General features: G+C 39.4%; 25 protein-coding genes and 1 other annotated feature. Of the genes, 16 read left to right on the forward strand and 9 right to left on the reverse strand.

The features are described from left to right. Positions 1-20: 20 nt before the first annotated feature. The 3 genes from ACWATA_RS00255 to ACWATA_RS00265 form a co-directional block, all read right to left on the reverse strand. Positions 21-1,166, reverse strand: a complete 1,146-nt coding sequence (locus ACWATA_RS00255; protein ID WP_033579587.1) for a glycosyltransferase family 4 protein — start codon at positions 1,164-1,166, stop codon at positions 21-23. A gap of 18 nt (positions 1,167-1,184) precedes the next feature. Then, the gene (locus tag ACWATA_RS00260; RefSeq protein WP_028411846.1) at positions 1,185-1,709 is read right to left on the reverse strand and encodes a phosphatase PAP2 family protein; all 525 of its coding nucleotides are present in this window, start codon (positions 1,707-1,709) and stop codon (positions 1,185-1,187) included. A gap of 191 nt (positions 1,710-1,900) precedes the next feature. Further along, entirely contained in the window at positions 1,901-2,428 is a 528-nt protein-coding gene (locus tag ACWATA_RS00265; RefSeq protein WP_028411845.1) for a gamma carbonic anhydrase, read from the reverse strand. Between the two features lie 107 nt (positions 2,429-2,535). On the opposite strand from ACWATA_RS00265, the gene ACWATA_RS00270 reads away from it, so the two are divergent. After that, a complete protein-coding gene (locus ACWATA_RS00270) occupies positions 2,536-3,312 on the forward strand; it encodes an alpha/beta fold hydrolase (protein ID WP_013059532.1) in 777 nt (258 codons plus the stop codon). 31 nt (positions 3,313-3,343) lie between these two features. Beyond that, on the forward strand, positions 3,344-4,402 hold the full coding sequence (locus ACWATA_RS00275; protein ID WP_028411844.1) for a tetraprenyl-beta-curcumene synthase family protein: 1,059 nt from the start codon (positions 3,344-3,346) through the stop codon (positions 4,400-4,402). 12 nt (positions 4,403-4,414) lie between these two features. Here the strand turns inward: ACWATA_RS00275 and mnmM are convergent, their stop codons facing one another. Together mnmM and mnmL are read right to left on the reverse strand one after the other, a co-directional pair. Continuing rightward, positions 4,415-4,984, reverse strand: a complete 570-nt coding sequence (gene mnmM, locus ACWATA_RS00280; protein WP_033579588.1) for a tRNA 5-(aminomethyl)-2-thiouridylate-methyltransferase MnmM — start codon at positions 4,982-4,984, stop codon at positions 4,415-4,417. Next, positions 4,981-5,943: a tRNA modification radical SAM protein MnmL/YtqA gene (gene mnmL / locus ACWATA_RS00285; RefSeq protein WP_033579589.1), complete on the reverse strand. Its 963-nt coding sequence runs from the start codon at positions 5,941-5,943 to the stop codon at positions 4,981-4,983. The genes mnmM and mnmL overlap by 4 nt, the downstream gene beginning before the upstream one ends. 169 nt (positions 5,944-6,112) lie before the next feature. On the opposite strand from mnmL, the gene ACWATA_RS00290 reads away from it, so the two are divergent. The 7 genes from ACWATA_RS00290 to ACWATA_RS00320 all read left to right on the forward strand — a co-directional run bounded on the left by ACWATA_RS00290 (position 6,113) and on the right by ACWATA_RS00320 (position 13,424). After that, entirely contained in the window at positions 6,113-6,376 is a 264-nt protein-coding gene (locus ACWATA_RS00290; RefSeq protein ID WP_013059528.1) for a YtzC family protein, read from the forward strand. 12 nt (positions 6,377-6,388) lie between these two features. Then, positions 6,389-6,544 (forward strand): hypothetical protein, encoded by a 156-nt coding sequence (locus tag ACWATA_RS00295; protein ID WP_013059527.1) that lies wholly within the window; start codon positions 6,389-6,391, stop codon positions 6,542-6,544. Between the two features lie 158 nt (positions 6,545-6,702). Continuing rightward, positions 6,703-7,890 carry an MDR family MFS transporter gene (locus tag ACWATA_RS00300; RefSeq protein ID WP_028411841.1) on the forward strand — a complete coding sequence of 396 codons (1,188 nt, stop codon included), beginning with the start codon at positions 6,703-6,705 and terminating at the stop codon, positions 7,888-7,890. 157 nt (positions 7,891-8,047) lie between these two features. After that, entirely contained in the window at positions 8,048-9,370 is a 1,323-nt protein-coding gene (locus ACWATA_RS00305; protein WP_028411840.1) for a GntP family permease, read from the forward strand. 411 nt (positions 9,371-9,781) lie between these two features. Continuing rightward, positions 9,782-10,000 (forward strand) — a binding site (T-box leader). A 64-nt stretch (positions 10,001-10,064) separates the two neighbouring features. Then, on the forward strand, positions 10,065-12,479 hold the full coding sequence (leuS, locus tag ACWATA_RS00310; protein ID WP_460113376.1) for a leucine--tRNA ligase: 2,415 nt from the start codon (positions 10,065-10,067) through the stop codon (positions 12,477-12,479). 239 nt (positions 12,480-12,718) lie between these two features. After that, the gene (locus tag ACWATA_RS00315; protein ID WP_028411838.1) at positions 12,719-13,030 is read left to right on the forward strand and encodes a rhodanese-like domain-containing protein; all 312 of its coding nucleotides are present in this window, start codon (positions 12,719-12,721) and stop codon (positions 13,028-13,030) included. 214 nt (positions 13,031-13,244) lie between these two features. Beyond that, positions 13,245-13,424 carry a sporulation protein Cse60 gene (locus ACWATA_RS00320; RefSeq protein WP_013059521.1) on the forward strand — a complete coding sequence of 60 codons (180 nt, stop codon included), beginning with the start codon at positions 13,245-13,247 and terminating at the stop codon, positions 13,422-13,424. A gap of 4 nt (positions 13,425-13,428) precedes the next feature. Here the strand turns inward: ACWATA_RS00320 and ACWATA_RS00325 are convergent, their stop codons facing one another. After that, complete coding sequence (locus ACWATA_RS00325; protein WP_033579591.1) at positions 13,429-14,700, reverse strand: BaiN/RdsA family NAD(P)/FAD-dependent oxidoreductase; 1,272 nt, start codon at positions 14,698-14,700, stop codon at positions 13,429-13,431. A gap of 210 nt (positions 14,701-14,910) precedes the next feature. Between ACWATA_RS00325 and ACWATA_RS00330 the strand changes: the two genes are divergently transcribed. Both ACWATA_RS00330 and ACWATA_RS00335 read left to right on the forward strand, forming a co-directional pair. After that, entirely contained in the window at positions 14,911-16,554 is a 1,644-nt protein-coding gene (locus tag ACWATA_RS00330) for a putative polysaccharide biosynthesis protein (protein WP_028411836.1), read from the forward strand. Between the two features lie 50 nt (positions 16,555-16,604). Beyond that, a complete protein-coding gene (locus ACWATA_RS00335) occupies positions 16,605-17,321 on the forward strand; it encodes a pseudouridine synthase (RefSeq protein WP_028411835.1) in 717 nt (238 codons plus the stop codon). 222 nt (positions 17,322-17,543) lie between these two features. Here ACWATA_RS00335 and ACWATA_RS00340 read toward each other — a convergent pair whose 3' ends face one another. Beyond that, entirely contained in the window at positions 17,544-17,765 is a 222-nt protein-coding gene (locus tag ACWATA_RS00340; protein ID WP_013059517.1) for a DeoR family transcriptional regulator, read from the reverse strand. A 408-nt stretch (positions 17,766-18,173) separates the two neighbouring features. Between ACWATA_RS00340 and pepV the strand changes: the two genes are divergently transcribed. Next, positions 18,174-19,577: a dipeptidase PepV gene (pepV, locus tag ACWATA_RS00345; protein ID WP_473049529.1), complete on the forward strand. Its 1,404-nt coding sequence runs from the start codon at positions 18,174-18,176 to the stop codon at positions 19,575-19,577. On the opposite strand, the gene ACWATA_RS00350 is transcribed toward pepV, so the two are convergent. Together ACWATA_RS00350 and cysK are read right to left on the reverse strand one after the other, a co-directional pair. Then, positions 19,570-19,785, reverse strand: a complete 216-nt coding sequence (locus tag ACWATA_RS00350; RefSeq protein ID WP_165635093.1) for a hypothetical protein — start codon at positions 19,783-19,785, stop codon at positions 19,570-19,572. The two genes, pepV and ACWATA_RS00350, sit on opposite strands and share 8 nt — an antisense overlap. A 126-nt stretch (positions 19,786-19,911) precedes the next feature. Beyond that, complete coding sequence (gene cysK / locus ACWATA_RS00355) at positions 19,912-20,844, reverse strand: cysteine synthase A (protein ID WP_168761351.1); 933 nt, start codon at positions 20,842-20,844, stop codon at positions 19,912-19,914. 189 nt (positions 20,845-21,033) lie between these two features. Between cysK and thpR the strand changes: the two genes are divergently transcribed. From thpR to ACWATA_RS00375, 4 genes are all read left to right on the forward strand, one after another. After that, positions 21,034-21,588 carry an RNA 2',3'-cyclic phosphodiesterase gene (gene thpR / locus ACWATA_RS00360; protein ID WP_430078790.1) on the forward strand — a complete coding sequence of 185 codons (555 nt, stop codon included), beginning with the start codon at positions 21,034-21,036 and terminating at the stop codon, positions 21,586-21,588. A gap of 135 nt (positions 21,589-21,723) precedes the next feature. Beyond that, positions 21,724-22,650, forward strand: a complete 927-nt coding sequence (locus ACWATA_RS00365; RefSeq protein ID WP_416420409.1) for a hypothetical protein — start codon at positions 21,724-21,726, stop codon at positions 22,648-22,650. A gap of 92 nt (positions 22,651-22,742) precedes the next feature. Beyond that, the gene (pulA, locus tag ACWATA_RS00370) at positions 22,743-24,884 is read left to right on the forward strand and encodes a type I pullulanase (protein WP_367030750.1); all 2,142 of its coding nucleotides are present in this window, start codon (positions 22,743-22,745) and stop codon (positions 24,882-24,884) included. A 191-nt stretch (positions 24,885-25,075) separates the two neighbouring features. Next, the gene (locus ACWATA_RS00375; protein WP_049166259.1) at positions 25,076-25,870 is read left to right on the forward strand and encodes a phosphotransferase family protein; all 795 of its coding nucleotides are present in this window, start codon (positions 25,076-25,078) and stop codon (positions 25,868-25,870) included. Positions 25,871-25,876: the final 6 nt, after the last annotated feature.

Raw genomic sequence — 25,876 nt, forward strand, 5'->3', positions numbered from 1 at the left:
CGTGAAAACGGAGATTTTTTTTATGCCCATTGAATACCTTCAGCAGATTTTTCTACGACATCTTCATATTCTGAAAGCAAATGCTGAAAAATGGCGTCCCATGATTGAGTAAGAGCATAGTGTCTCGCTGCATGGCCAAAGTGAAGCCGCTGGTGCAAATCATCAAGTAAACCTGTAATAGCCGAACTGAATTCTTCTAAGGAGTGAGGTTTGCAAAGGTAGCCGTTTCGCCCGTGCTGAACCATCTGTTTAACTCCTCCTGCATTTGCTGCCACCACGGGAGTTCCAGAAGCAAGAGACTCCAGTACGACATTTCCGAACGTTTCTGTTTCTGAAGGGAAAACAAACAAATCAGATGAAGAATAGATATGAGCAAGTTGCTTACCTTCAAGAAAGCCTGTAAATGTCATATGCTCAGATGCTTGCTGTTGCATTTGTTCTTTTAAAGGACCATCTCCCACAATAAGCCAGTGAACTTGGTGGCGGATATGATCAGGTAAAGATCGGGCAATTTTTAGTAAAAAATCAGCGTTCTTTTCTTTAGCTAACCTTCCTACATACGTTAAGATGTAGGGTTTTTTTATATTATATTTAATACGAATATCAAAGCGGTCATAGTGGGGATGGAACAATTTGTGATTTACCCCTCGCGACCAAATAGCTACGTTGTGAAACCCTTGTTTTTCTAGCTGCTGTTTGGTCACTTCGGAGGGAGCGAATAATTTTTGTACAGGTTTATAAAACCATTTCATATATTTTTGCAGTGGTACACGCATTTTTTCAAGTTCATAGTGAGATAAATAATCATCAAAATTGGTATGATAAGAGCCGACAAGAGGAATACCTAATCTTTTTCCGTAATAGGAGCCGCAAAGCCCCATTGTAAAAGGAGTGGCCAAATGAATAAGAGAAGGGTTGAATTCCTGCAGCTGCTTTTTAATTTTTAGAACGTTTGGCAATGAAAAACGGCTGTTTGGATAAAGGAAAAACGGCATGCTAGGCGAGCGGTGAACATACGTTGAAAACGACCGATTATGAGCAAATTCAGGAGCAAATACCTGGATGGGAATTTGCTTTGATTTGACATACTGAGTAAATTGATAAAGTGTTTTAGCAGCTCCGTTAACTTCCGGAGCAAATGTATCTGTAAATAAAGCAATTCTCATGAGTACTCCTCCTATCAATTAGACTAAAAATATGTTCAGTGAAACAGCACCTGAAAAGATGCCGAGTATCAGGCCTACCATGACATCCGTCGGATAGTGCAGACCTAGATAAATTCTTGAAATGCCTACCGTTACTGCAAGCGGCAAAAGAACGGCAGCGAAGGCTGGGTAAGTAATCATCAGAGGGGTAACTAACGAAAAAATAGCCGTTGTATGCCCCGATGGAAATGAATGATCTTTTAATGGATTTTCTAATACTTTTGTATGCTTTAGTTGAATATAAGGCCGTTGTCTCGGATATAGCTTCTTAGCAATGGCAACAGGAATATGGCTAACGGCTAGAGAAAAGGCACAGGCGTAAGCGACGGATGAAGGATGCAGAAATAGCAGCAAGCACGCTATCACAATGGTAAACGTGGCTCCGCCGGCATGAGTTAGTAAACGTAAAAATCTATTTAAGTGCTTTCGATCAAAATGTTGATTTACACTTTTGAATAATCGGCATTCGGCATCGTATACATACTGAATTAACTTGGCTTTCATAGAGTCGCTCCCTTTTTAATAAATACGTCTTTATTATTCAGTTTAATCTTTAATTGTGGAGGCAGTACTAAAACGATGTAAATTAATATGGAAATTTCTTTACAATTGTGGAGAGAATAGAACATGATTAGAGAGTTTGTGGAGATACTAAAAAAATTCCCTCAGTATGACTTTCTGAGGGAACGTTTCCTTTATAATGAAGAATCAGATTTCTTAATAGACTTATAATACTGCCCTTTTTCTACATATTCTGTACGAATGCGCTGCATATCTTTTAAATCCTCCTCAGTCAGAGTGCGGATTACTTTAGCAGGTCGACCGAGTGCGAGAGTATTAGGTGGTATTTTTTTACCGGGAGGCACTAAACTTCCTGCACCGATAAAAGCACCTTCACCAATTTCCGCACCGTCTAAAATAATAGAGCCCATGCCAATGAGCGCGCGTTTGCGGATGATGGAGCTGTGTAAAATAACTTGATGTCCTACTGTCACATCATCCTCAATAAGCAAAGGAGCATTTGGGCTTTGATGGAGTGTTGATTGATCTTGTATATTTACTCGTTTCCCGATAATAGTAGGCGAAACATCTCCTCTAATAACGGTGTTAAACCAAATGCTGCTTTCTTCACCAATGGTGACATCTCCAGTAATCGTGACATAGTCTGCGAGGAAGCAGCTGGGTGCAATATTAGGCATTTTTTCTTTATACGGATAAATCATCAAATCATCTCCCTTTATTAGTTGAAAAAAAGTAGTAAATCTTCTAATGTAAGTGTACAAAGGTTTTTAAAGCAGGTAAACAAAAAAAGGAAGAAGGAGTAACTCAAATGCATAAATGGGAAGCAGTAAATCCAAAAGGCGTTATTGTCATGGTCCATGGAGCAGCGGAGCATCACGGGCGCTATCGCTGGCTGATTGAGATGTGGCGTTCGGTTGGAATGCACGTAATCATGGGAGACCTTCCTGGCCAAGGCTTAACAACGAGAAGAAGAGGACATATCCTATCCTTTGATGAATATGTATATGAAGTGGAAGAATGGGTACGTGAAGCGCAAAAATATGATTTGCCTATTTTCCTGTTAGGACATAGTATGGGAGGACTGGCGGTTATTCGTACGCTGCAGACAAAAAATCTTCCTATATGGGGTGCGATTCTTTCCTCACCTTGTCTAGGATTAAAAGAGCAAGTACCAGCTTACTTAGATATGTTATCTAAAGGATTAAATAAAGTCATGCCGAACAAACTTTTTGATTTGGGTCTTACTGTTGAAAAAGCAACAAGAAACCAAGAAGTTCGAGATGAAGATGAAAACGACTCACTGTACGTTACAAAAGTTTCTGTAAGATGGTACCGAGAATTGATTCAAGCTGTTAACTTAGCTTTTAAAGATATCGATCGTTTGCCGGATGTTCCGCTTCTTGTGATGCAGGCAGGAGAAGATAAAATTATTGAAAAGCTGATTGTTAGACAGTGGTTTGATGAAATAGAGCTAAGTGAAAAAATCTACAAAGAATGGTCTCAGCTGTATCACGAAATCTTTAATGAGCCTGAAAGAGAATACGTTTTTACATACGCGAAAAGCTTTGTTGATCTTCACATTTAATGAGTGCTGTCAGAAATTGAGGTGAAAATAAATGAAGATTCCGTCTCGTCCTATTTCATTAATGAGAAAAATTTATCGAGAAGTGTTTCCCGTCGTTCATCATGAGCTTAACCATTGGCGGGAACGGGCAAAAGAGATTCCTAATAAAGAATTACGCACTCAAGCATTGGCAAGTATCGATACAAAAACTTTTCATTGTGAAGGAGGCGGCATCCTATCGATTTTAGCGAAAGAAAACATGATTGAATGCGTAAAATTTATCGTTGCCTACCAAACAATCAGCGATTACTTAGATAACTTATGTGACCGCAGCAATTCGCTCGATCCTAAAGATTTTGCAGCCTTACATGAATCGATGCCAGATGCGTTGACTCCTCATGCACCTCTTGGGGATTACTATCGTTTTCGAACGGATAAAGACGATGGAGGATATTTAGCGGAACTTGTCCAGACTTGTCAGCAGTCCTTGCGAAAAGCCTGTAATTACCATATCGTCTCTTCACATTTATTAGAACTAGCTACTTATTATTGTGATTTGCAAATACATAAGCATGTTGAAATCAAGGAAAGAGTTCCACGATTAGAGAATTGGTTTGATGCTCACCGGCACAGTGTTCCTGAAATGGAGTGGTATGAATTTTCAGCGTGCTCTGGTTCAACATTAGGCATTTTTTGTTTGGCCGCTTACAGTTTTCAAGAAGAGATGACCAAAGAAATGACGGAGAAAATAAAAGCGGGATATTTTCCTTATATTCAAGGTTTACATATTTTACTCGATTATTTAATTGACCAAGAAGAAGATAAAGCAGGAGGAGATTTGAACTTTTGTTTTTATTATCCTCACTATCAGCAAATGATGGACCGCTTTTTACATTTTGTTGTAAAAGCGGACGAATATGCTAAAAAACTGCCGGATTATCACTTTCACTGCTTTATCTATAAGGGACTCCTGGGCGTTTATTTGTCCGATCAAAAAGTGAGGGCACAAAAACATGTTCATGTGAATGCACGTCGATTAATCAAAGCGGGGGGAGCACTCAGCTACTTTTTCTATATCAACGGACGCTTGTACCGAATGTTAAAAAGATAAGCCATATGCGGCTTATCTTTTTTCAATAGCAATGATGAACGGAGGATTGTTTTGCTGATTCATGAAGCGATATTGTAAAACATGGACGTCTTTTTGATCCAGATTTTGGACGTACGTTAGTAAATCGTCTCTTTCTTGTTTCCCTTGTTCGTGTCCGTGATAAATAACGAGCACAATCACTCCTTCAGGTGCTAGCAAATCAAGTAACTGCTCAATTGCAGAAATTGTTGTTTCAGAAGTGGTGACGATGTCTTTATCTCCACCTGGTAAATAACCTAAATTAAAGACAGCGCCCGTCACTCGTCCATTAATAGAGTGGGGAAGCATGCTTATATTGCTATGGCTTTCTTGGATAAGCGTGACTCGTTTTTCTACATGATGTTCTGTCAATCGCTGCTGAGTTGCTTGAATGGCTTGGGGCTGAATGTCAAATCCATATACATGACCTGTATCTCCGACTAAGTTGGCTAAGAACAATGTATCATGTCCATTTCCTGCTGTAGCATCAATCGCGACATCTCCTTCGGCCACAGCATTAGTGAGCAACGTGCGGGCAAAAGGCAGGATACGTTCTATTTTCATCTTTCCATCAACTCTTTTTCGTAATATTTTCCTTGATAGCTTTGGCGACGTTCGAGCTCTTGATCAATGGCATTTAATACGCTCCACTTATTTACGCTCCACATCGGTCCGATCATGAGGTCTATCGGTCCATCACCGGTAATACGATGAACAATCATCTCAGAAGGGATTACTTCGAGCTGATCGCATACAAGCTTTACATATTCTTCAAATGAAAGAAATTCAACAAGGCCCTTTTCATACTGTTTGACCATAGGAGTTCCTTTTAGTAAATGAAGCAGATGAATCTTAATTCCTTGAACGTCTAATTTTGCTACTTCCCGTACCGTTTCCATCATCATCTCAGGTGTTTCTAAAGGCAAACCATTAATGATGTGAGAACAAACGCGAATACCGTGTTTTCGAAGCTTTGCTACACCATCTACATAGCATTGGTGATCGTGTGCCCGGTTGATAAGCAGTGAAGTTCGTTCATGAACAGTTTGCAGTCCAAGTTCTACCCATAGATAAGTTCGTTCATTTAATTCAGCCAAGTACTCCACCACATCGTCGGGGAGACAGTCAGGGCGCGTGGCGATAGAAAGCCCAACAACTCCGGGAAGCTTTAAGACCGCTTCATATTTTTCACGAAGCTCCTCAACAGGAGCGTGAGTGTTAGTGAATGCTTGAAAGTAAGCAACGTATTTTCCGTCTTTCCATTTATGATGCATTTTTTCACGGATTTCGTTAAATTGTGTCACAAGATCATCCGCTCTGTTTCCAGCGAAATCTCCTGAACCGGCAGCGCTGCAAAACGTACAGCCGCCGTGAGCTACCGTGCCGTCTCTGTTTGGACAATCAAATCCTCCATCTAAGGCTACTTTAAATACCTTATGGCCAAAGTGGTTACGTAAGTGGTAATTCCAGGTATGATAACGTTTGTTTTCAGATTTATACGGAAATGGGTTTGTCTGATTCAAATCAGCAACCTCCTTTTTACATGCAATATACATCAACAAATTGTATCAAAAACGTGAAAAAGTGCCAAACAAATTTAAGGATGCTTATATTTAACAGGTTCTTCTTGTCGTAAAGGAGAGTAAAGTTGCGCAAAATAAGACAGAAATGAACGAATAGGAGGAATAGACAATGACAACTCGTCAAGCAGTGGATCAACTTATGCAGCAGTGTGAAGATGCTATTCGCTTTGGACAAGGTCAGTTACAGGAAGGCATGAAACAAGAACATTACAATGATACTGAATATACAAAAGCACAGGAAAAATTAGAAAATGCTTATAAAGAAATTGAAGAGTTTTCTCACAGTGCAAATGCACAGCAAAGAGAGCAGCTATATCGCATGCGCCTGCAAGTTCAGCAGCTGCAAAATAAATTGATTACAACTCAGCATTAAGGAGAGGATTTTATGGCAACTCGTTCAAATCAAAATAACCCGGAACAAAAAACAAAAAACGGGATCAACAGCAATGATATTGAGCTAGGAAAAGATTTTGATCCTGTAAAAGAATTAAAAGCACGGAACAGCAAGCGTGCCCAGCCGGTTCGTTCGAAGCAAAAATAAGCGGTAAAAAGGTGATTTTGCATGATATTGTCATGTGAAATCACCTTTTTAAATAGTCAGCGAATTTCAAATAAATTGTCTATATGTAAAAGCATTGCGAACCCTTTAAGAAAAGACTAGAATGTACGTTGGCATTCGAATAGATAGGGGGGAGATCAATGCCCAAGTCACTTTGGTTTTTGATTATTGGTATGCTTGTAAACGTAACGGGAGCTTCGTTTTTATGGCCTCTCAATACAATTTATATAAATGAACATTTAGGAAAGTCGTTATCCGTTGCAGGAGTGGTTCTTATGCTGAACTCTGCTGCAAGCGTAGTGGGTAATTTACTAGGGGGAACGCTTTTTGACAAAATTGGAGGATATAAATCCATTTTATCAGGAATTATTATTACCCTTGTTGCATTAGTGGGACTGGTGTTTTTCCATGGTTGGCCTACATACGTTGTTCTCTTGGTTATTGTAGGATTTGGATCTGGTATTGTGTTTCCATCTATGTATGCAATGGCCGGCTCAGTCTGGCCACAAGGCGGAAGAAAAGCATTTAATGCGATGTACGTTGCTCAAAATGCAGGAGTGGCTATTGGCGCAGCGGTAGGGGGCGTTGTAGCATCCTATTCATTTACGTATATTTTCTTAGCTAATACAATTTTATACGTTATTTTTCTTCTTATTGCTATTTTTTCATACCGTCATATTTCGGTTACAGTTGGGCAAACGAATGTCCTTAATGAAGCCGGTAGTATTCAGCACAAAACGAAACTGACGGCCCTTCTTATTTTATGTACAGGATACGTATTATGCTGGGTCGCGTATGTTCAGTGGCAAACAACGATTGCTACGCATACGCGTGAGTTGAATATACCTCTTTCTAGCTACAGTTTGCTTTGGACAATTAACGGCATTTTAATTGTAGTCGGTCAGCCTTTGATTGTGCCTATCATTCAAAAAGTAGCAAAGACATTAAAAGTACAGGTTCTAATTGGAACGGTTATTTTTGTGGCTTCTTTCATCATCGTGGTGAATGCCACAACATTTTCGCAGTTCTTAACAGCAATGATTGTGTTAACAGTTGGAGAAATGTTTGTTTGGCCAGCAATTCCAGCTGTCGCAAGTCAGTTAGCTCCATCAGGAAAAGAAGGGTTTTATCAAGGCGTAGTCAACAGTATGGCTACTGCAGGTAAAATGATTGGCCCTCTCTTTGGAGGCGTTATTTTCGATGCGTTTAATATGTCTACCCTGTGCTATTTATTAATTGCACTATTGTTATTTAGCATGTGTACAACATGGATATACGATTATAAATTAAAAGAAAAACGTCAGCGTTCACTAACCATCTCTAAATAAATAGAGGTGGTTTTATTTTTGACTGTTCAATAAACGTAGGAATGTCTTCAGTATTCCTTTAATAATATAGTAAGGGTCGTGACAAGCAAAGAAAGGAGTATATACCTGTAAAAATGTAAGCGTTTTCTAATTATATGACTTCTTGGGGGGCTAGAATATGCTTAGTATGATTGGATTAATTGGAGGATTATTGCTGCTCATTGTATTAACGATGAGAGGCATGAATTTATTTATAGCAGGTCCGCTTAGTGCTTTAGTTGTTGCGTTAACAAGCGGAATGCCTTTATTTCCACAGCTGGTGAAAGAAGGAGAAGCAAATTTTGTTGGGAATTATATGTCTGGTTTCACAGGATTTATTGCTTCTTGGTATTTAATGTTTCTATTGGGCGCCGTTTTTGGAAAAGTGATGGAAGACAGCGGGGCCGCTGATAGTGTTTCTCGCTGGATTGTCAGTAAACTAGGAATGAAAAGAGCAGTGTTGGCGATTGTACTTGCCTGTGCGGTCTTAACATATGGAGGAGTCAGTCTGTTTGTAGTAGCATTCTCTGTCTATCCAATGGCTTTAAGCTTATTCAAACAAGCTGATTTGCCGAGGCGGTTTATCCCTGCTGCTTTAGCATTCGGTTCCGTTACGTTTACGATGACCTCGGCTGGATCGCCTGAAATCCAAAACTGGATTCCAATTGAATATTTAAAGACTAGTCCGTATGCAGGATGGGAAGTTAGTTTAGTTGTAGCGGTAGTGATGGCTGTATTCGGCTACTGGTGGTTAAAGCGCTTAATTTCAAAAGCAGTTAAAAATGGAGAGCGTTTTATATCACGCGAGAAAGATCCAGCAGTAACGGAAAATCAGTCTCTTCCTAATCCGTTATTAAGTTTGCTTCCGCTTGTGGTCGTGCTCATTATTTCTTTTGCACTTCATAAGCCGCTTCAGCAATCTGCGTTGATTGTCGCACTTTTAAGCGGTATCATTGTCACATACATTGTGAACCGAAAACACTTTAAAGGATTTTGGAATGCAGCATCAGAAGGGACGCTTGGAGCGTTAATTGCAATTGGGAATACAGCTGCTGTCGTAGGTTTTGGAGGGGTTGCTAAGGCTGTTCCCGCGTTTGGAGTGGCTGTAGATGCCATGACGCATATTCCAGGCAGTCCGTTGATAGGGGGAGCTATTGCGGTGAGTGTTATCGCGGGGATGACAGGTTCGGCTTCAGGAGGTCAGGCGATTGCTTTGCCAATTTTAGCCCCTCACTATCTAGATGCTGGTGTAAATCCAGAAGCTCTCCATCGTGTAGTAGCTATATCTTCTGGCGTATTAGATTCCTTGCCTCATAATGGTTATGTCGTCACCACAATTAATTCTATTTGTGGAGAAACTCATAAAGATGCGTATGGATCAGTTGCAGCGATGACGGTAATTGTTCCGCTTGTTGGTCTCGTACTTGCGATTATCCTGTTTTCTTTTGGATTTGGTATTTAATAATAGCTGTTAAAGAAAGTAGAGGCGGGGACAAAAGTATTTTAGCTGAAGGAAGATCCGAACGATAAATCGTTCGGATCTTTTCATTATTATGGTGAACTCGGCTTTTATGTGTTTAGTTGCTTTAAGCTGTTGATTGGAGCGCAAGATGAAGCCTTGCACGGAAATGAACAGTTTTGTAGCAAGGAGTCCAGATATCCTATTTATTCAGCTTTAGATAGGATTAACTTAATTATGTCTAAATCTCTTTGTTTGGCGTTGTATGTATGTTTTTGGGAGAAGTTGTTCATATATAAGAATGAAAGAGGGGATTTAGCAACAAAGCAGTGAGGCAGTGTAGAAACTTTTACAAAATCCGTTGAACAACTTGCAGTTTGCGAACATATTATTTACAATACAAGGTAGTATGATGTAAAAACTATGATAAGGAATAGTAGTGAACGAAGCGAGCTAAGAGAGCTGACGGGTGGTGCGAGTCAGCAAACGGGCGTTCATGAACTCACCTTGGAGTTGTAAATGTGAAGTAAAGTAACATTTACCGTCTATCCGCGTTAAGGAAAATGAGTGAGTACATAATTGTGCTAATTTGGGTGGTACCGCGGGAAGTTTATTCAACCTCTCGTCCCTTTGTTTGAGGGATGAGGGGTTTTTTAGTTTAATTAAATACAGCTGGAGCGTACAAGGAGGATTATGTATGGCTTTTAATCATGAAAAGATCGAACAAAAATGGCAAAAAGTTTGGGAAGAAAATAAAACATTTAGAACAACAGAAGATGAAGGAAAGCGTAAGTTTTACGCATTAGATATGTTCCCTTATCCATCTGGGGCGGGTTTACACGTTGGGCATCCAGAAGGTTATACAGCAACGGACATTTTATCTCGTATGAAGCGTATGCAAGGATACAATGTACTTCATCCAATGGGATGGGATGCATTCGGACTACCTGCTGAGCAGTATGCATTAGATACAGGAAACGATCCGGCTGAGTTCACTGAACTTAACATTAATAATTTCCGTCGTCAAATCAAATCGTTAGGTTTCTCTTACGATTGGGAGCGTGAAATTAATACAACTGATCCTAACTACTACAAATGGACGCAGTGGATTTTCTTACAGTTATATAAAAAAGGCTTAGCTTATGTGGATGAAGTAGCTGTTAACTGGTGTCCTGCGTTGGGAACAGTACTTGCAAACGAAGAAGTTATAGATGGCAAAAGTGAGCGCGGTGGGCATCCGGTTGAGCGTCGTCCAATGAAGCAGTGGATGCTTAAAATCACAGCTTATGCAGATCGTTTACTAGAAGATTTAGATGATCTTGATTGGCCAGAAAGTATTAAAGAAATGCAGCGAAACTGGATTGGCCGCTCTGAAGGAGCTCACGTTCACTTCACAATTGATGGATATGACGAAACATTTACTGTGTTCACAACGCGTCCTGATACGCTGTTTGGGGCAACGTATGCCGTTTTAGCACCTGAACATCCGTTTGTGGATAAAATTACGACAGCCGAACAAAAAGAAGCGGTAGAAGCGTATTTAGATCAAATTAAAAGCAAAAGCGATTTAGAGCGTACAGACTTAGCTAAAGACAAAACGGGCGTATTCACAGGTGCTTATGCAATTAACCCTGTAAACGGTGAGAGAATGCCAATTTGGATTGCTGACTATGTTCTAATGAGCTATGGTACAGGTGCAATTATGGCTGTTCCTGCTCATGATGAGCGTGATTATGAGTTTGCTGTTAAATTTGAACTGCCGATTAAAGAAGTAGTAGCGGGTGGAGACGTTTCAAAAGAAGCTTATACAGGCGACGGCGAGCACGTTAATTCAGACTTCTTAAATGGTCTAGACAAAGAAGAAGCAATTTCAAATATGATTCAGTGGCTTCAAGCAAATGAAAAAGGTGAAAAACAAGTAACATACCGTCTGCGTGACTGGTTATTCAGCCGTCAGCGCTACTGGGGTGAACCGATTCCTGTTATTCACTGGGAAGATGGCACAACAACTGCAGTTCCTGAAGATCAGCTTCCGCTTGTTTTACCAAAAACAACTGAAATCAAGCCGTCAGGTACAGGTGAATCTCCATTAGCAAACATTGATGACTGGGTGAACGTTGTAGATCCGGAAACGGGCAAAAAAGGGCGCCGCGAAACAAATACAATGCCTCAATGGGCAGGCAGCTGCTGGTATTACTTACGCTACATTGATCCAACGAACAGCAAAGCATTAGCAGATGCAGACAAATTAAAAGAATGGTTGCCGGTTGATATTTATATCGGTGGAGCTGAACACGCTGTTCTTCATCTATTGTATGCTCGTTTCTGGCATAAATTTTTATATGATATCGGCGTAGTTCCAACAAAAGAGCCGTTCCAAAAACTGTTTAACCAAGGTATGATTCTTGGAGAAAACAATGAAAAAATGAGTAAGTCAAAAGGTAACGTTGTAAACCCAGACGAAATCGTAGAAAGCCACGGTGCAGATACGCTTCGCCTTTACGAAATGTTTATGGGACCGTTAGATGCATCCATTGCTTGGTCAACAAAAGGGCTTGATGGTGCACGCCGTTTCTTAGATCGTGTATGGCGTTTACTTATCGAGGATAATGGTGAATTAAGCAGCAAGGTTCAAGAAAGCAATGATACTACACTTGAACGCGTATATCACCAAACGGTGAAAAAAGTAACGGAAGATTACGAAGGTCTTCGTTTTAATACAGGTATCTCTCAACTTATGGTATTCATCAACGACGCATACAAAGTTGATGTGCTGCCAAAGCAATACGTAGAAGGATTTGTGAAGCTATTAGCACCAATTTGTCCTCATACAACTGAGGAATTATGGAGCAAACTAGGCCACGAAGATACGATTTCATATGAAGCTTGGCCTGCGTTTGATGAAGCGAAACTTGTAGATGATGAAGTGGAAATTGTCGTTCAAATTAACGGTAAAGTACGTGCAAAATTAAACGTACCTGCTGAGGCATCTCGTGAAGAGCTTCAAGATATTGCAATGGCTAATGAAGATGTTCAAGAGTTCATTGAAGGTAAGACAGTACGCAAAGTGATTGCTGTGCCTGGTAAATTAGTAAACATCGTAGCTAATTAAGTATTGATGTAGAACAGCCCCCCTGACTAAAGAGCAGTCAGGGGGGCTGTTCTAGACCTAAGCGTCTGATGTCCCCCTTTCGGGGTTGACATCAGGCCCTTAGTTAAACCTTTAACTACGATTGGAAAAGCTTAGGTAGGCTGCTGCTTAAGCTTTTCTTATTTAGTGGCATAAAAGTATTTGAATTTGCTACAATAGCGATAGCAAGCTGAATGAAAGAATAGAGAGGAATGACGAAGATGGAAGAAGTAAAAGTGATTACGCCTGAAGAGCTTCAAAAACGCGTTGAAAATGGAGAAGAGCTTCATTTAGTTGATGTTCGCGAAGATGAGGAAGTAGCAGAAGGAATGATTCCAACTGCTAAACACATTCGTATGAATGATATTCCAACTAATGTGGATTATTTCGATAAAGAAAAAGAATATATTTTCATTTGCCGTTCTGGACGCCGCAGTGAAAACGTATGTTACTACCTTCAAGAACAAGGTTATAAAGTAACAAATATGGTTGGCGGTATGTTAGAGTGGGAAGGAAAAACGGTTAATAAATAAGAAAAAGCGCCTTTGACAGGCGCTTTTTTCTTTTGGAATGAAACTTCTACCATTCGACTAAAATGATAGTAGCAAAACAAATGATGACTAAATCTATAAAAGTCTTCATAAAAATAGAGGTAGGAAGAAGTTGAAAATCAGTACGAAAGCCATCATTGAGAGAAGCAGTCCATTCTGATTGAAACAAATTTGATAGGACAAGGTGGTAGAAGCTATGATACAGGTGAAAATGTTTGATAAAGAGCATGAAAAAGATTTAGAGTTTGCGGTGAACCGATTTTTACGCAAATTAGAAGATGAAGACGTCGTGGATATTAAGTACCAAGTCACAGTGGATGTTGATCGTGATGAGCAGGTGTACTGTTTTTCAGCCATGGTTATGTATAAAGCCTAGCATATTATGCTAGGCTTGTTGCAAATTCTCCTGCATTACTGCCAGCCAAACGGCCTGTTACAAGGGCAGAAGTAATATTGTATCCTCCAGTATATCCGTGGATATCAAGAATTTCCCCGCAGAAGTAAAGGCCTTGCATAAATTTAGAAGACATTTCTTTTGGGTGAATTTCTTTAACGGATACTCCGCCTCCTGTGACGAATGCTTTCTCTAAAGAAAGTGTGCCGTTTACAGCAAATTCAAATCGTTTGCACATTCTCGAGAATTCTCTCAGTTTTTCATGCTGAAGCTGTCCCGCTAGCGCTTGGCTATCAATGTCTGCTTGCTCGAGTAAAAATAATAGATAGCGTTCAGATACAAAACCTTTTAAAACATTTTTAATCACTTTTTTCGGCTCTTCTTTTGTTGTTTTGACTAATTGTTGAAAAATCTCTTCTTCGTTTTGGCTAGGAAATAAATCAAGAGACATTTGAACAGTGTTGCTTTTTTGTTTCTTTAACTCTTTAACAACATATTGGCTGCAGCGAAGAGCGGCAGGGCCAGAGATGCCAAAGTGAGTGAAAATCATATCCATCTGATGAGTGATGACAGGTTTGCCTTTTTTATTAAGTACGCTTAGTCCTACGTTGCGAAGCGATAGACCTTGAAGCGTTTTTGTTTTAATAAAGTGTTCGCTAGATGTAATAGGAACTTCTGTTGGGTAAAGTTCAGTAATTTTATGACCTGCATCTTTTGCCCATTGATAACCGTCTCCTGTCGAACCCGTATGAGGCACTGATTTTCCGCCTACTGCAATCACAACGCTTTTCGTTTGGATTGCTTCTCCGTTTTGAAGCACAACTTCTTTCACGGTGTTGTTTTCATAGTTTACGCGTTTAACGGCTGTGTTTGTGCGAATTGTTACACGAAGACGGTGAAGTTCACTAATTAATGCATCAACAACAGATTGTGCTTTATTGCTAACCGGAAACATACGCCCGTGATCTTCTTCTTTTAATTTAATTCCAAGGCCTTCAAAATAGGAGATGATATCTTCGTTATTAAAAACAGAAAACGCACTGTATAAAAAGCGTCCGTTTCCTGGAATGTGTTTAATAAGTTCATCAATCGGAAGGCGGTTTGTTACATTACAGCGGCCCCCTCCAGAAATGGCAAGCTTTCGTCCAAGTTTATTGCCTTTATCAATTAATAATACGTTTGCACCTGACTCACCAGCTGCAATCGATGCCATCAAACCAGAAGGTCCTCCTCCGATTACGACTACATCATATATCATACTTTCACCAACCTGTCTATTCTTAAAAAATTTTAGTTTGTTCACTGACAAATCTCTCAACATTGGATAAAATGGGCTATAGTCTTTGTTTTTTAGCTTGTTGACGAGTGTGAGTGAGTATAAGACCTTTCTTAGTGTATACTCTCACTTGCTTCTTTTCAATTCTATCATTATTATCAGTATGTAACATTAAGTATCGGAGGCAAACGTATGTCTGATTCAAAATTGTTAAGAGGGACCTTTGTGCTAACGCTTGGCACTTATGTATCCCGAATTCTGGGAATGATTTATTTATTTCCATTTGCGATCCTTGTTGGAACCGTAGGGGGAGCACTGTTTGGTTATGGATATAACCAATATGCTATTTATTTAAGTATTGCTACAGCCGGTATGCCAATGGCCGTATCGAAATTTGTATCAAAATATAATGCACTCGGTGATTATTATACGAGTAGAAGAATGTATCGGGCCGGCATGAAATTAATGCTTGTCACAGGAATACTTGCATTTTTACTTTTATATTCGTTAGCGCCTGTTATGTCTAGAATTACACTTGGAGGTTCTGATTTAAATAACTCCTTAGAAGATGTAGTAATGGTTATGCGAATGGTTAGTGTTGCGTTAATTGTAGTACCGATGATGAGTTTAATGCGAGGATTTTTCCAAGGTCACCAGTCTATGGGACCCACAGCTGTTTCACAAGTAGTTGAACAACTTGTGCGGGTTGTCTTTTTATTAGCATCCACTTATATCGTCATCAAAGTCGTACATGGGAGTCTTGCGCTAGCCGTTGGATTTGCTACAATGGGTGCTTTTGTAGGAGCTCTTGCTGGACTTGCCGTATTAATTTGGTACTGGAAAAAACGAAAGCCTCATCTCGATAAAATGGTGAACGAGCAGACGGTAACGCCTACGCGTATTTCTACCGTATCCATTTTTAAAGAGCTGCTTACGTATTCATTGCCCTATGTATTTGTCAGCTTAGCTATTCCGCTTTATCAGTATGTGGATCAATTCACATTTAACCGTGCGATGGTAGCGGCTGGACAAAAAGAAATAGCGGAGTCCATGAACGGAATTGTTCAGTCTTATGTTCCAAAGCTTGTGATGATTCCTGTTTCATTAGCTACTGCATTCGGTTTGACTCTTGTACCAACGATTACACGTTCATTTGTGAATAAAGATTATAATGTATTGCAAAAGCAAATTGATCAAACATATCAAACGATTATGTTTCTTGTGCTGCCAGCATCTGTAGGGTTAATGGCTTTAGCTGGTCCAGCATATACGTTTTTCTTTGGAACAGATGCATCGGATGCGGGTGGAAATGTCTTGCTTTATTATGCACCCGTAGCTTTATTGTTCTCGTTTTTCACGGTTAATGGAGCTATTTTACAAGGGATCAACAAACAAAAATATGCTGTTTTAAGTCTATTATTTGGATTGATTGTGAAAATTGTCGTGAACGTGCCATTTATTCTTATGTTCCACGAGATCGGTTCAGTTTTAGCGACAGCACTAGGCTATATCGTATCTCTTGTTTATATGTTTGCGCTTATTCAAAAACACGCAAAATATAACTACAGTGAGTTTATAAAACGCTCTGTGCTCATTCTCATTTTTGTTGCGATTATGGGAATCAGCGTAAAAATTGTTTCAGTAGTAATTGGTCTGTTTACAACCCCAGGACGATTCTCTGCCACGGTTATTACGATTATAGGAGCAGCAGTAGGCGGCCTTATTTACTTTATTATTACCTATCGTTCAAGCCTGCTTGAAAAAGTAATGGGAGCGAGGGTAACAGGTGCAATTGAACGAAAGATACTGCGCCGAAATAAACAGCGCAGTGCATAAGAAGATGACTCGTTAGAGTCATCTTCTTTTCAAAAAAAGGAGGATATTACATGCGTTTGGATAAATTGCTTTCTACCATTGGGTACGGAAGCCGAAAAGAAGTTAAAGGTCTTTTAAAGACTGGAGCTGTTAAGGTAGACGGTACAGCGGTTAAAGATGCTAAGGTACATGTTAATCCAGATGAACAAGAAATAACTGTGCATGGCGAAGCCGTTTCTTACCGAGAATTTGTTTACTTTATGCTGCATAAGCCGCAAGGTGTCATATCAGCGACGGAAGATTCTCTTCATGAAACAGTTTTGGACTTATTGGAAATTGACGATGCTGTGTATGACCCATTTCCGGTAGGGCGTTTAGACAAAGATACAGAAGGGCTCTTGCTGCTGACAAATGATGGTCAGCTTGCACATCAGCTGCTATCTCCTAAAAAGCACGTTCCTAAAACGTATTTTGCAAAAATTAATGCGCCGGTGACTGAAGAAGATGCTGAAGCATTTAGACAGGGTGTCACTCTTGATGATGGATACGTAACAAAATCAGCAGAGTTAAAGGTACTAACAAGCGGTGTGGAATCAGAAATTGAATTAACGATCGTTGAAGGGAAATTTCATCAAGTGAAGCGTATGTTTGAAGCAAGAGGAAAAAAAGTAACGTATTTAAAACGTTTATCTATGGGAGCTTTGCTATTAGACGAGTCGTTAGATTTAGGAGAGTACAGGGAGTTAACGGAAGAAGAACTAGCTTTATTACAAAAATCAAATGCCTAAGAAGAGGCGAAAGAAAAAGGAACCTAAGTCTAAAATGGTTCCTTTTTTTGTCCACTTTGTTAGACAAGTGAAACATTTCACGTTAAAGCACTTAAACGAGTACCAACTCTGCTTGACGTGCAAATGGAGCGGGGGACTATGCACTCGTCCAAGTCTTGACTTTCTACTGCGTAGAATTTTATCTCTATATATAAATCACTTACTACCCTTGAAATAAACTTACTAGGATGACATCTTGACCTTCTTTTGCGTAGTCGTCCATGTACCGCGACTTGGGCTGCGAACTAAATCATTATATGCTAACACATTCAAGTCACGCTGAATGGTTCTTGGTGTAATACCAAATTCGTCTACGAGCTCTTGCGTTGTAACTGTTCCATTTTTACAAATGAACATATAGACCGATTTGATACGAGTTAGCATTCGATTAGTTGAAGGTTTCAAAAAACCACTTCCTTATTCGTTTTTCGTAAGGCACAACTTCTTTATAACTCTGAGATGTCAAGCACTATTTCAGTCCTTATCCTTATTGTACACAAAATCGACAGAAAAATAAAAGAGAAAACGCAAATTAACACAATATTTACAAAAAATGATATAAATATGTAATCCTTTCGTAACATCTCCTTCCTCTATTTGCACATTTTTTATAGTATATGTAAACAATAAACAAATAGAATCCGTTTTTATCGATTGTGCCTACAAATTATTTCCCGGAATTTTGACTCTGTAAACCTTTGATATGAAAGGAAAGAGACAATTATTTCTTTCTATATAAAGGTATGATAAAGTTAAATTTACCAATAGTAATGATAGATACAATCTGTAAAAGCAGGCAAAGGAGGCACACAGATGACAGCAATTAATTGGAAAGAGGAAGTGCAAAAAAGAGAAGCTGAAATTCTAGCTGAGACGCAGCGTTTTTTGCAAATTAAAAGTGTTTTGACAGACACAGAAAAAAAAGAAGAGCCATTTGGACCTGGAGTTGCTCAAGCGCTTCACTTTCTTTTAAACAAAGGAAAAAATGACGGGTTTTCCGTCAAGAACGTAGACGGATATGCAGGTCATATTGAAGCGGGAGAAGGAAAAGACCTTCTTGGCATTTTGTGTCACGTAGACGTCGTTCCTGAAGGAGACGGGTGGTCGGTTGATCCATACGGCGGTGAAATAAAAGACGGGAAAATTTTTGCTAGAGGAGCAATCGACGATAAGGGCCCGACGATGGCTGCTTATTATGCGATGAAAATTGTGAAAGATTTAGGGCTTCCTCTATCTAAGCGGGTTCGAATGATTATTGGAACGGATGAAGAAAGTGACTGGAGATGTGTGGACCACTACTTCAATCATGAAGAGATGCCAACGATGGGATTTGCGCCGGATGCGGATTTTCCTATCATTTATGCTGAAAAAGGCATTACAGATGTAGAAATTCGCCAGCAGCCCATTGAAGGAACAAAGGGAAGCGTCCAGCTTACATCATTTGTCTCTGGGCGACGCTACAATATGGTTCCTGATCTTGCAACAGCTGTTCTTGAATTCCATAGTGAAACGGATATTAAAAATAAATATGATCAATTTTTAAAAGATCAGTCTTTAAAAGGTTCAATAACCGAAAAGAGCGGTGCGTATACACTTACTCTAGAAGGAGTTTCAGCACATGGAAGCGTGCCTGATAAAGGGAAAAATGCTGGGCTTACACTTCTTCGCTTTTTACACACATTAGAACTTGATGAACAAGCTAATCAGTTTGTAGGTTATGCAAATGCGTATTTAATCCAAGATGCACTAGGAGAAAAAATGGGCTTAAATCGCAAAGATGAGGTCACGGGTGATTTAACGATAAATGTGGGAATCATGTCTTATAATCAAGAAGAAGCGGGGCACTTTGGCTTAAATATTCGCTATCCTGTATCAGCTCATATTGACGATATTATTGATACGATTAAAGAAAAAAGTGAATCTTATCAAATGACTATCAAACATTTTACAGATTCTAAACCACATCACGTCGATCAAAAACATGAGCTTATTCAAACGCTTCAAAAGGTTTACCAAGAACAAACAAATGAAGAACCTACGCTTATTTCAATTGGAGGAGGAACATATGCCAGAGCATTAGAAGCGGGTGTGGCATTTGGACCTCTTTTCCCAGGCCGTGAAGAAGTAGCGCACGAAAAAGACGAGTACATGGTAATTGAAGATTTGCTTCGTGCAACAGCTATTTATGCACAGGCTATTTACGAATTGGCTAAATAAAAAGAGGTTGAGACATAACGAAACGAATCCAATTTAAAGGTGAATAACTAGGATACATGAGCTGGACTGTTTGTGACACCGCAGTTGATTTCCATGCAAGGCTTCGCTTTCCGCGGGCGGCCGCTGAGTCTCCTCGTCGCCTGGGCTCCTGCGGGGTCTCACCTGTTCCGCTTTTCCCGCAGGAGTCTTCGCCTTGCCCTCCAATCAACTGCTAGAAGTAACGAAACCGATGAACCTACATTCACCATCACAAAAAAACGAACCATGAATCAAACATGTTGATCAATGGTTCGTTTTGCATTTGGGCTAAAATCCTTTTGTTCCAGCCTCTTTATTATTCAAATGAGAAGAGGTCGCTTGATAAATAACGTTCACCTGTATCGCAAGCAATACATACGACCACTTGATCAGGAGATAATTTTTTGGCTACCTCGATAGCAGCATAGCAGGCAGCGCCAGATGAAGGACCGACTAAAATTCCTTCTTCAGAAGCCAGGCGTCGCGTAATATCGTAGGCTTGTTCATCTTTAATTTTTAAAATTTCGTCGTAAACCTCTATGTTAAGCGTATCAGGAATAAATCCAGGGCTTGTTCCTACAAGCTTGTGCTTTCCAGGTCTTCCTCCAGATAATACAGGAGACCCAGCTGGTTCCACAACATGAACGGTCATATTTGGGTAGTTTTCTCTTAGGACTTCACCTGTGCCCGTGATCGTTCCGCCTGTTCCAGCAGTAGCAACAAAAGCAGATAGGTCTTTTCCTAAATCGTTCATTGCCTCAATAATTTCCTTAGCAGTCGTTTTTCGATGTGCGTCAGGATTTGCATTATTTTCAAACTGCATGGGCATAAATGCATTTGGAATTTCTTTTGTAAGCTCTTCTGCCTTGCGGATTGCGCCAGGCATTTTTTCATCGCCAGGTGTTAGAACAACTTCAGCACCATATGCTTTTAACAAGTTAATTCGTTCTTGAGTCATCGTATCGGGCATGACTAAAATAGAACGATACCCTCTTGCTGCTGCATTCATAGCTAAGCCAATACCTGTATTTCCGCTCGTTGGTTCAATAATGGTGGAATTTTCATTGAGCAAGCCTGCTTTTTCAGCTTCCACGATCATATTAAAAGCAGCACGGTCTTTTACACTACGGCTCGGATTAAAAAATTCTAGTTTTAAGTAAACGGATGCTCCATCTGCTGGTTGAAGACGATTCAATTTAACAAGAGGTGTCTCGCCAATCAAATCAGCCATATTGTTAACAACTTTCATTTTTCTCATCCTTTTCTTATAAAAATTCTCTGTATTATTTCTATGATAACACAATTTCTTATTTTTTAAGCACATGACAAATTTTCAGAAAAACCTCTCTATTTGATCCAGAAAACCTTTAAAATAAATCTAGCTCTTTTTGAACATGACAAATTGGGGAAAGATAATGAAAAGAAAAGGAGGGATTTGATGAAAAGTGATCAACACTATTTTATTGGAATCAACGTGCCAGTCTCCATTGCATATCAGGCAGAAAATTGGGCAAAAGAATTAACACCTTTTCCTTTTAAACAATGGACATACCCTGACGATTATCATATAACACTACAATTCTTAGGATTTGTAGATAACAAAAAGGAAAAGCTGATTAACCGCTTAAAAGAAGTAGCCTCCCGTCATTCAAGTTTTTCACTGCAGACCGGTCAGTACGATGTGTTCGGTGCGTATAACAAGCCTAGAGTGCTTTATGTAAGCCTTAAGCCAAATGATAAGCTTGTGAATCTACAAAGGGATATACAAGCTGTATGGGGAGACCTAAGCGGCTTATACGAAAAACGTCCTTATTGTCCTCATATTACGATTGCAAAGAAGTGGGGAGGGGCAGCCGGGCTTTCGGAAGAGCAGTTAAAGCAAACGTCGGTTGAAGAACAGTTTCAAGTAAGTTCATTTGCCCTTTTTGAAGTTCATCCTGCTAGCAAACCTAAATATAAAAAAATACTATCTTTTTCATTGCAGTCACAGTAGCATATGAACATACAAGCATGGAGAGAGGTTATTTAAAGATCACTCTTATTAAAGGAAAGAAAACGCCGATGATAATAGAGAAACAATCGGTGAACCAAGTGTTAGAGGAATTTTAATTAGGGGATTGATGTAAACGTGGCGCAGCTACTTAAGGTGCAAGATTATATTTCCCGTTATGAAAAAGACGTTTATCACTACACGTCTCAGTTTAATCATTTAAAAAAACATAATTGGAAGAAAGCAAAGCAATTGTTTGAACAAGGGCTATTACATGGCCCTCCTGTAAAAGAAGAAACAAAAGCTCAACGTTCATTTTTGCAAAAAGCAAAAGAGCGGTTTACAAGGAAAAAAGAAACGCTTGAAGTGGAAGAAGCGTTCTCTAGCGATAGCGTGGAAAATCAAGAGCTATTGAGGTTTACAACTCTTCCACAAACAGCGGAAGATTTGAAAATATTGTTTTTAGAAAATGTATTTGATCTTCAAATGAAATGGGCTACATCCACTTTATTTGAGTTCTCGCAAGCAGATCGTAAATATTACCATGATGAAGCTCTCCGTTATTTTATTCAGCGCTTTCCTGATACGTATCTCGTGATGTACAAGCCTGTTTTCCTGATGAATAAAGCTCCGGTAGAAGGGGATATCATTATTGTTACTCCGACGGAAACCCTCTGTATTTGTTTAATAGAAACATATAAAAGCGCTGTTTTTCAGTATTCAAAAGAAAATTTTTGGACAGAGTTAAGAGGAAGAGATCAAAAAAAGATATTAAATCCGTTAATTGGGTTAAATCGAATGGAGCAAATTGTCCGAAGTATCTATCGTACTCACGGCATTGAACATAGCGTAAAGAAAATATTACTAAGCAGAAATGGATACATTGACTACGCTGCGGAGCCTTATCAGGTTGAATTTGTAGATGCTAGAAAGTATGAAGAATGGTTTTATGAACTTAGGAAATCTAAAGCGCCTTTAAAGTTTAAACAGATGAAAGCAGCTCAGGTACTGCTCGAACACAGCCAGAGTATTTATTTTGACCGGGAATTCGAAGCAGGTGAATAATCCGAACATTCATGCTATGAAAGTGCTTTCGTTTTTGCGTTTGCTACATATAATGCTACTAAAGAGGTAATTGGCATAAGGAGGAGAAAAGGATGACTGGTGATAATAAGTTTCAGGCTTATTTAGATCAAATAGATCGTATTACTGTTTTAGTTCCAACTTCTTATCATGAAGGTCAAATTGATTTTTTTGTGATTAAAGGTGCACAAATGCATGAGACCATCTCTATTGAAAACGTACATGAATTAGAAGGTTTTATCAAATATGAAGGTAAGGTTGAAGAGAGCATAGAAATTGGACATTCGTACGTTATCTGTGATAATCACGGGGAGAAAGTTCCGTTGCAGGTAGGGGCTGTTATACGAACAAAAGAGTTTGATGAAAGATTTTATTATAATCAAAATGATTTGGGTGCAGCCTTTTATTCAGATCATATTATGATAAAAGTCTGGGCCCCGACTGCATCAGCAGTGGTTTTAAAATTAATACATGCAAATAGCGGAGAAGAAGAACTGTACGTTATGACTCGTCAAAGAAAAGGCGTATGGGAAAAGGAACTTCCCTTAGATAAAGAAGGGTATTATTATCGATTTTTAATAGATGTAAACGGTCGGACAAATGAAGCGGTGGACCCTTATGCCGTTGCAGCTACAGCAAATAGTGAATACGGAGTTCTGATAAATCTTCATACAGCCTATGTTCATCCCCATGAAAAGCCGCCTTTCCTTCAGCCAACGGATGCCGTTATTTACGAAATGCATGTTCGAGACTTTTCTATTCATCCTTCAAGCGGGATAGAAAAAAAAGGTACGTACCTAGCTGTTACTGAATCAAGCGGTCAGCCAGGCAAACCAACAGGCCTCCATTATTTAAAAGAGCTAGGAGTGACCCATCTTGAATTTCTTCCTATTAACGACTTTGGCGGAGTAGATGAATTAAACCCTCATGCTTCTTATAATTGGGGGTATAATCCATTGTTGTTTAATGTGCCGGAAGGAAGCTACTCTGCTGACCCTTCAAATCCCACCACTCGTATTGTTGAAGTGAAGCAATTAATATCAACGCTTCATCAACAGGGATTCCGTGTTATTATAGATGTAGTTTATAATCACGTATTTGTACGAGAAGAATCACCTTTTGAAAAAATTGTTCCGGGCTATTATTTTCGACATGATGAGTTTGGGATGCCTTCGAACGGGACGGGAGTAGGAAATGATTTTGCTTCTGAACGGAAAATGGCGCAAAAGTTTATTATCGATTCAGTATTATTTTGGATAAAAGAGTACGATGTTGATGGTTTTCGTTTTGACCTCATGGGGATTTTAGATATAGAAACGATGAAAATCATTCGGGAAAAAATAAATGAAATTGATTCTACTATTTTGGTGTTTGGCGAAGGCTGGGATTTAAATACGCCTCTTCCCCACACTCAAAAAGCAATGATGGCGAATGCCCGCCAAACACCTCAAATCGGCTATTTTAATGACCGCTTTCGAGATTCTGTAAAAGGAAGCACGTTCGATGTGTATGAAAAAGGTTTTATCAGCGGGAATATTCATCAAAAAGAAGCAGTGCAATCTGTGATAGCGGGTAGCATTCTGGATAAAGAAGACAGTCCCGCTTTATTTATAAATCCAGCACAGTCAATTAATTATGTTGAATCACATGATAATCATACGCTGTGGGATAAGTTAACGAATTCAAACGGAGAAGAAGACGAAGACACTCGTAGAAGTCGTCATCGCCTTGCTACTGCTATTGTGCTTCTTTCACAAGGCATACCGTTTCTTCATAGTGGTCAAGAGTTTTACCGCACTAAAAAAGGCGTAGAGAACAGCTATAATTCACCCGATGATATTAATGCACTCGATTGGAATCGAAGAAGGGAATTTTCTTCTGATGTGAATTGGGTTCAAGAGCTGATTCGTATTCGCAAACAGCACGATGCATTTCGCTTGGGGGATGCTTCAGCGATTAGGCAGCATGTCTCTTTTCTAAACACGCCGCAATCCGTTATTGGCTATTGCTTATCAAACGTATTGGCTTACGGTCCGTGGAAGAATATTATTGTGTTTTTTAATCAAGGCCTAATGGAAGAAAAAGTAGTTTTGCCAGAAGGACCATGGAAAATAGCACTTGATCATTGTAAAGTATATAAAAATGGGTATCCTACTATAGAGGATAATGCTATAAATGTTCCAAAGCTTAGCGTTCTTATTTTATTTCAAACGTAATTATTGTCTTCAACCACTTGACGAAAAAAGTGTGATGGAGATAATATTTATAAAGGATGGCTATTGATACATATCCTCAATAGCCGTCTTTTTTATTTACTAAGAAAATAACGTCATGATGTCTTAATAGATTGCTTTATTGAGTGAAATTTTTAAACGAAATGTGTGTGTTGAAATTGAAGGTGAATTGGTTGGAAGATATATTAGGAAGCGAATGGGAAATTACTCCTGCTGGCGGAGCGACAGGAGAAGCTTATTTTGCAAAATTTCAAGACCGAAAGCTTTTTTTAAAGCGTAATTCATCACCTTTTTTAGCAGTATTGTCAGCTGAAGGAATTGTACCGAAGCTCGTGTGGACAAGACGAATGGAAAATGGAGATGTGATCACAGCTCAGCACTGGCTAGATGGTCGAGAATTAAAACCAAAAGATATGAATTCGAGTCGAGTGACAGAATTGCTTAGTAAAATTCATCATTCAAACGAGTTATTAGATATGTTGAAAAGGTTAGGGAAAACACCGCTTCTTCCCGAAGACGTGCTAGCCGATATTCTAGAGAACGTGGACGAGCGACTTCAAAAAGAGAGTATTGTAGAGCAGGGAATCAGCTATTTACAAGCAGAGCTTCCGTCCATTCAGACAGATAAATATGTGGTATGTCACTGTGATGTGAACCACAATAACTGGATGCTTGGAGAGAATACGCAGCTATATTTAATCGATTGGGACGGAGCGATGATTGCAGATCCTGCTATTGATTTAGGTTTATTGCTTTATTGGTACATCAATCCATCTCAGTGGGAAGAATGGCTTGATCATTATGGGGTTGAACTAACTGAGAACTTGAAAAAGAGAATGAAGTGGTATGTGATAAGTCAAACCATTTTATTCATTGAATGGCATCGTTCGAAAAATGAACATTCTGAAATGAATTACTGGCTTGAATATCTTCGGATGTTGCTCGTCAACGACATTCAAGCACAGTAGCAAAGG

Source organism: Priestia sp. USM5 (assembly GCF_058323215.1).

Excerpts from the sequence above, each read along its gene's own strand:
- ACWATA_RS00255 (WP_033579587.1), bottom strand. The coding sequence starts at position 1,166 with ATGAGAATTGCTTTATTTACAGATACATTTGCTCCGGAAGTTAACGGA.
- ACWATA_RS00260 (WP_028411846.1), bottom strand. The coding sequence starts at position 1,709 with ATGAAAGCCAAGTTAATTCAGTATGTATACGATGCCGAATGCCGATTA.
- ACWATA_RS00265 (WP_028411845.1), bottom strand. The coding sequence starts at position 2,428 with ATGATTTATCCGTATAAAGAAAAAATGCCTAATATTGCACCCAGCTGC.
- ACWATA_RS00270 (WP_013059532.1), top strand. The coding sequence starts at position 2,536 with ATGCATAAATGGGAAGCAGTAAATCCAAAAGGCGTTATTGTCATGGTC.
- ACWATA_RS00275 (WP_028411844.1), top strand. The coding sequence starts at position 3,344 with ATGAAGATTCCGTCTCGTCCTATTTCATTAATGAGAAAAATTTATCGA.
- mnmM (WP_033579588.1), bottom strand. The coding sequence starts at position 4,984 with ATGAAAATAGAACGTATCCTGCCTTTTGCCCGCACGTTGCTCACTAAT.
- ACWATA_RS00290 (WP_013059528.1), top strand. The coding sequence starts at position 6,113 with ATGACAACTCGTCAAGCAGTGGATCAACTTATGCAGCAGTGTGAAGAT.
- ACWATA_RS00295 (WP_013059527.1), top strand. The coding sequence starts at position 6,389 with ATGGCAACTCGTTCAAATCAAAATAACCCGGAACAAAAAACAAAAAAC.
- ACWATA_RS00300 (WP_028411841.1), top strand. The coding sequence starts at position 6,703 with ATGCCCAAGTCACTTTGGTTTTTGATTATTGGTATGCTTGTAAACGTA.
- ACWATA_RS00305 (WP_028411840.1), top strand. The coding sequence starts at position 8,048 with ATGCTTAGTATGATTGGATTAATTGGAGGATTATTGCTGCTCATTGTA.
- leuS (WP_460113376.1), top strand. The coding sequence starts at position 10,065 with ATGGCTTTTAATCATGAAAAGATCGAACAAAAATGGCAAAAAGTTTGG.
- ACWATA_RS00315 (WP_028411838.1), top strand. The coding sequence starts at position 12,719 with ATGGAAGAAGTAAAAGTGATTACGCCTGAAGAGCTTCAAAAACGCGTT.
- ACWATA_RS00320 (WP_013059521.1), top strand. The coding sequence starts at position 13,245 with ATGATACAGGTGAAAATGTTTGATAAAGAGCATGAAAAAGATTTAGAG.
- ACWATA_RS00325 (WP_033579591.1), bottom strand. The coding sequence starts at position 14,700 with ATGATATATGATGTAGTCGTAATCGGAGGAGGACCTTCTGGTTTGATG.
- ACWATA_RS00330 (WP_028411836.1), top strand. The coding sequence starts at position 14,911 with ATGTCTGATTCAAAATTGTTAAGAGGGACCTTTGTGCTAACGCTTGGC.
- ACWATA_RS00335 (WP_028411835.1), top strand. The coding sequence starts at position 16,605 with ATGCGTTTGGATAAATTGCTTTCTACCATTGGGTACGGAAGCCGAAAA.
- pepV (WP_473049529.1), top strand. The coding sequence starts at position 18,174 with ATGACAGCAATTAATTGGAAAGAGGAAGTGCAAAAAAGAGAAGCTGAA.
- cysK (WP_168761351.1), bottom strand. The coding sequence starts at position 20,844 with ATGAAAGTTGTTAACAATATGGCTGATTTGATTGGCGAGACACCTCTT.
- thpR (WP_430078790.1), top strand. The coding sequence starts at position 21,034 with ATGAAAAGTGATCAACACTATTTTATTGGAATCAACGTGCCAGTCTCC.
- pulA (WP_367030750.1), top strand. The coding sequence starts at position 22,743 with ATGACTGGTGATAATAAGTTTCAGGCTTATTTAGATCAAATAGATCGT.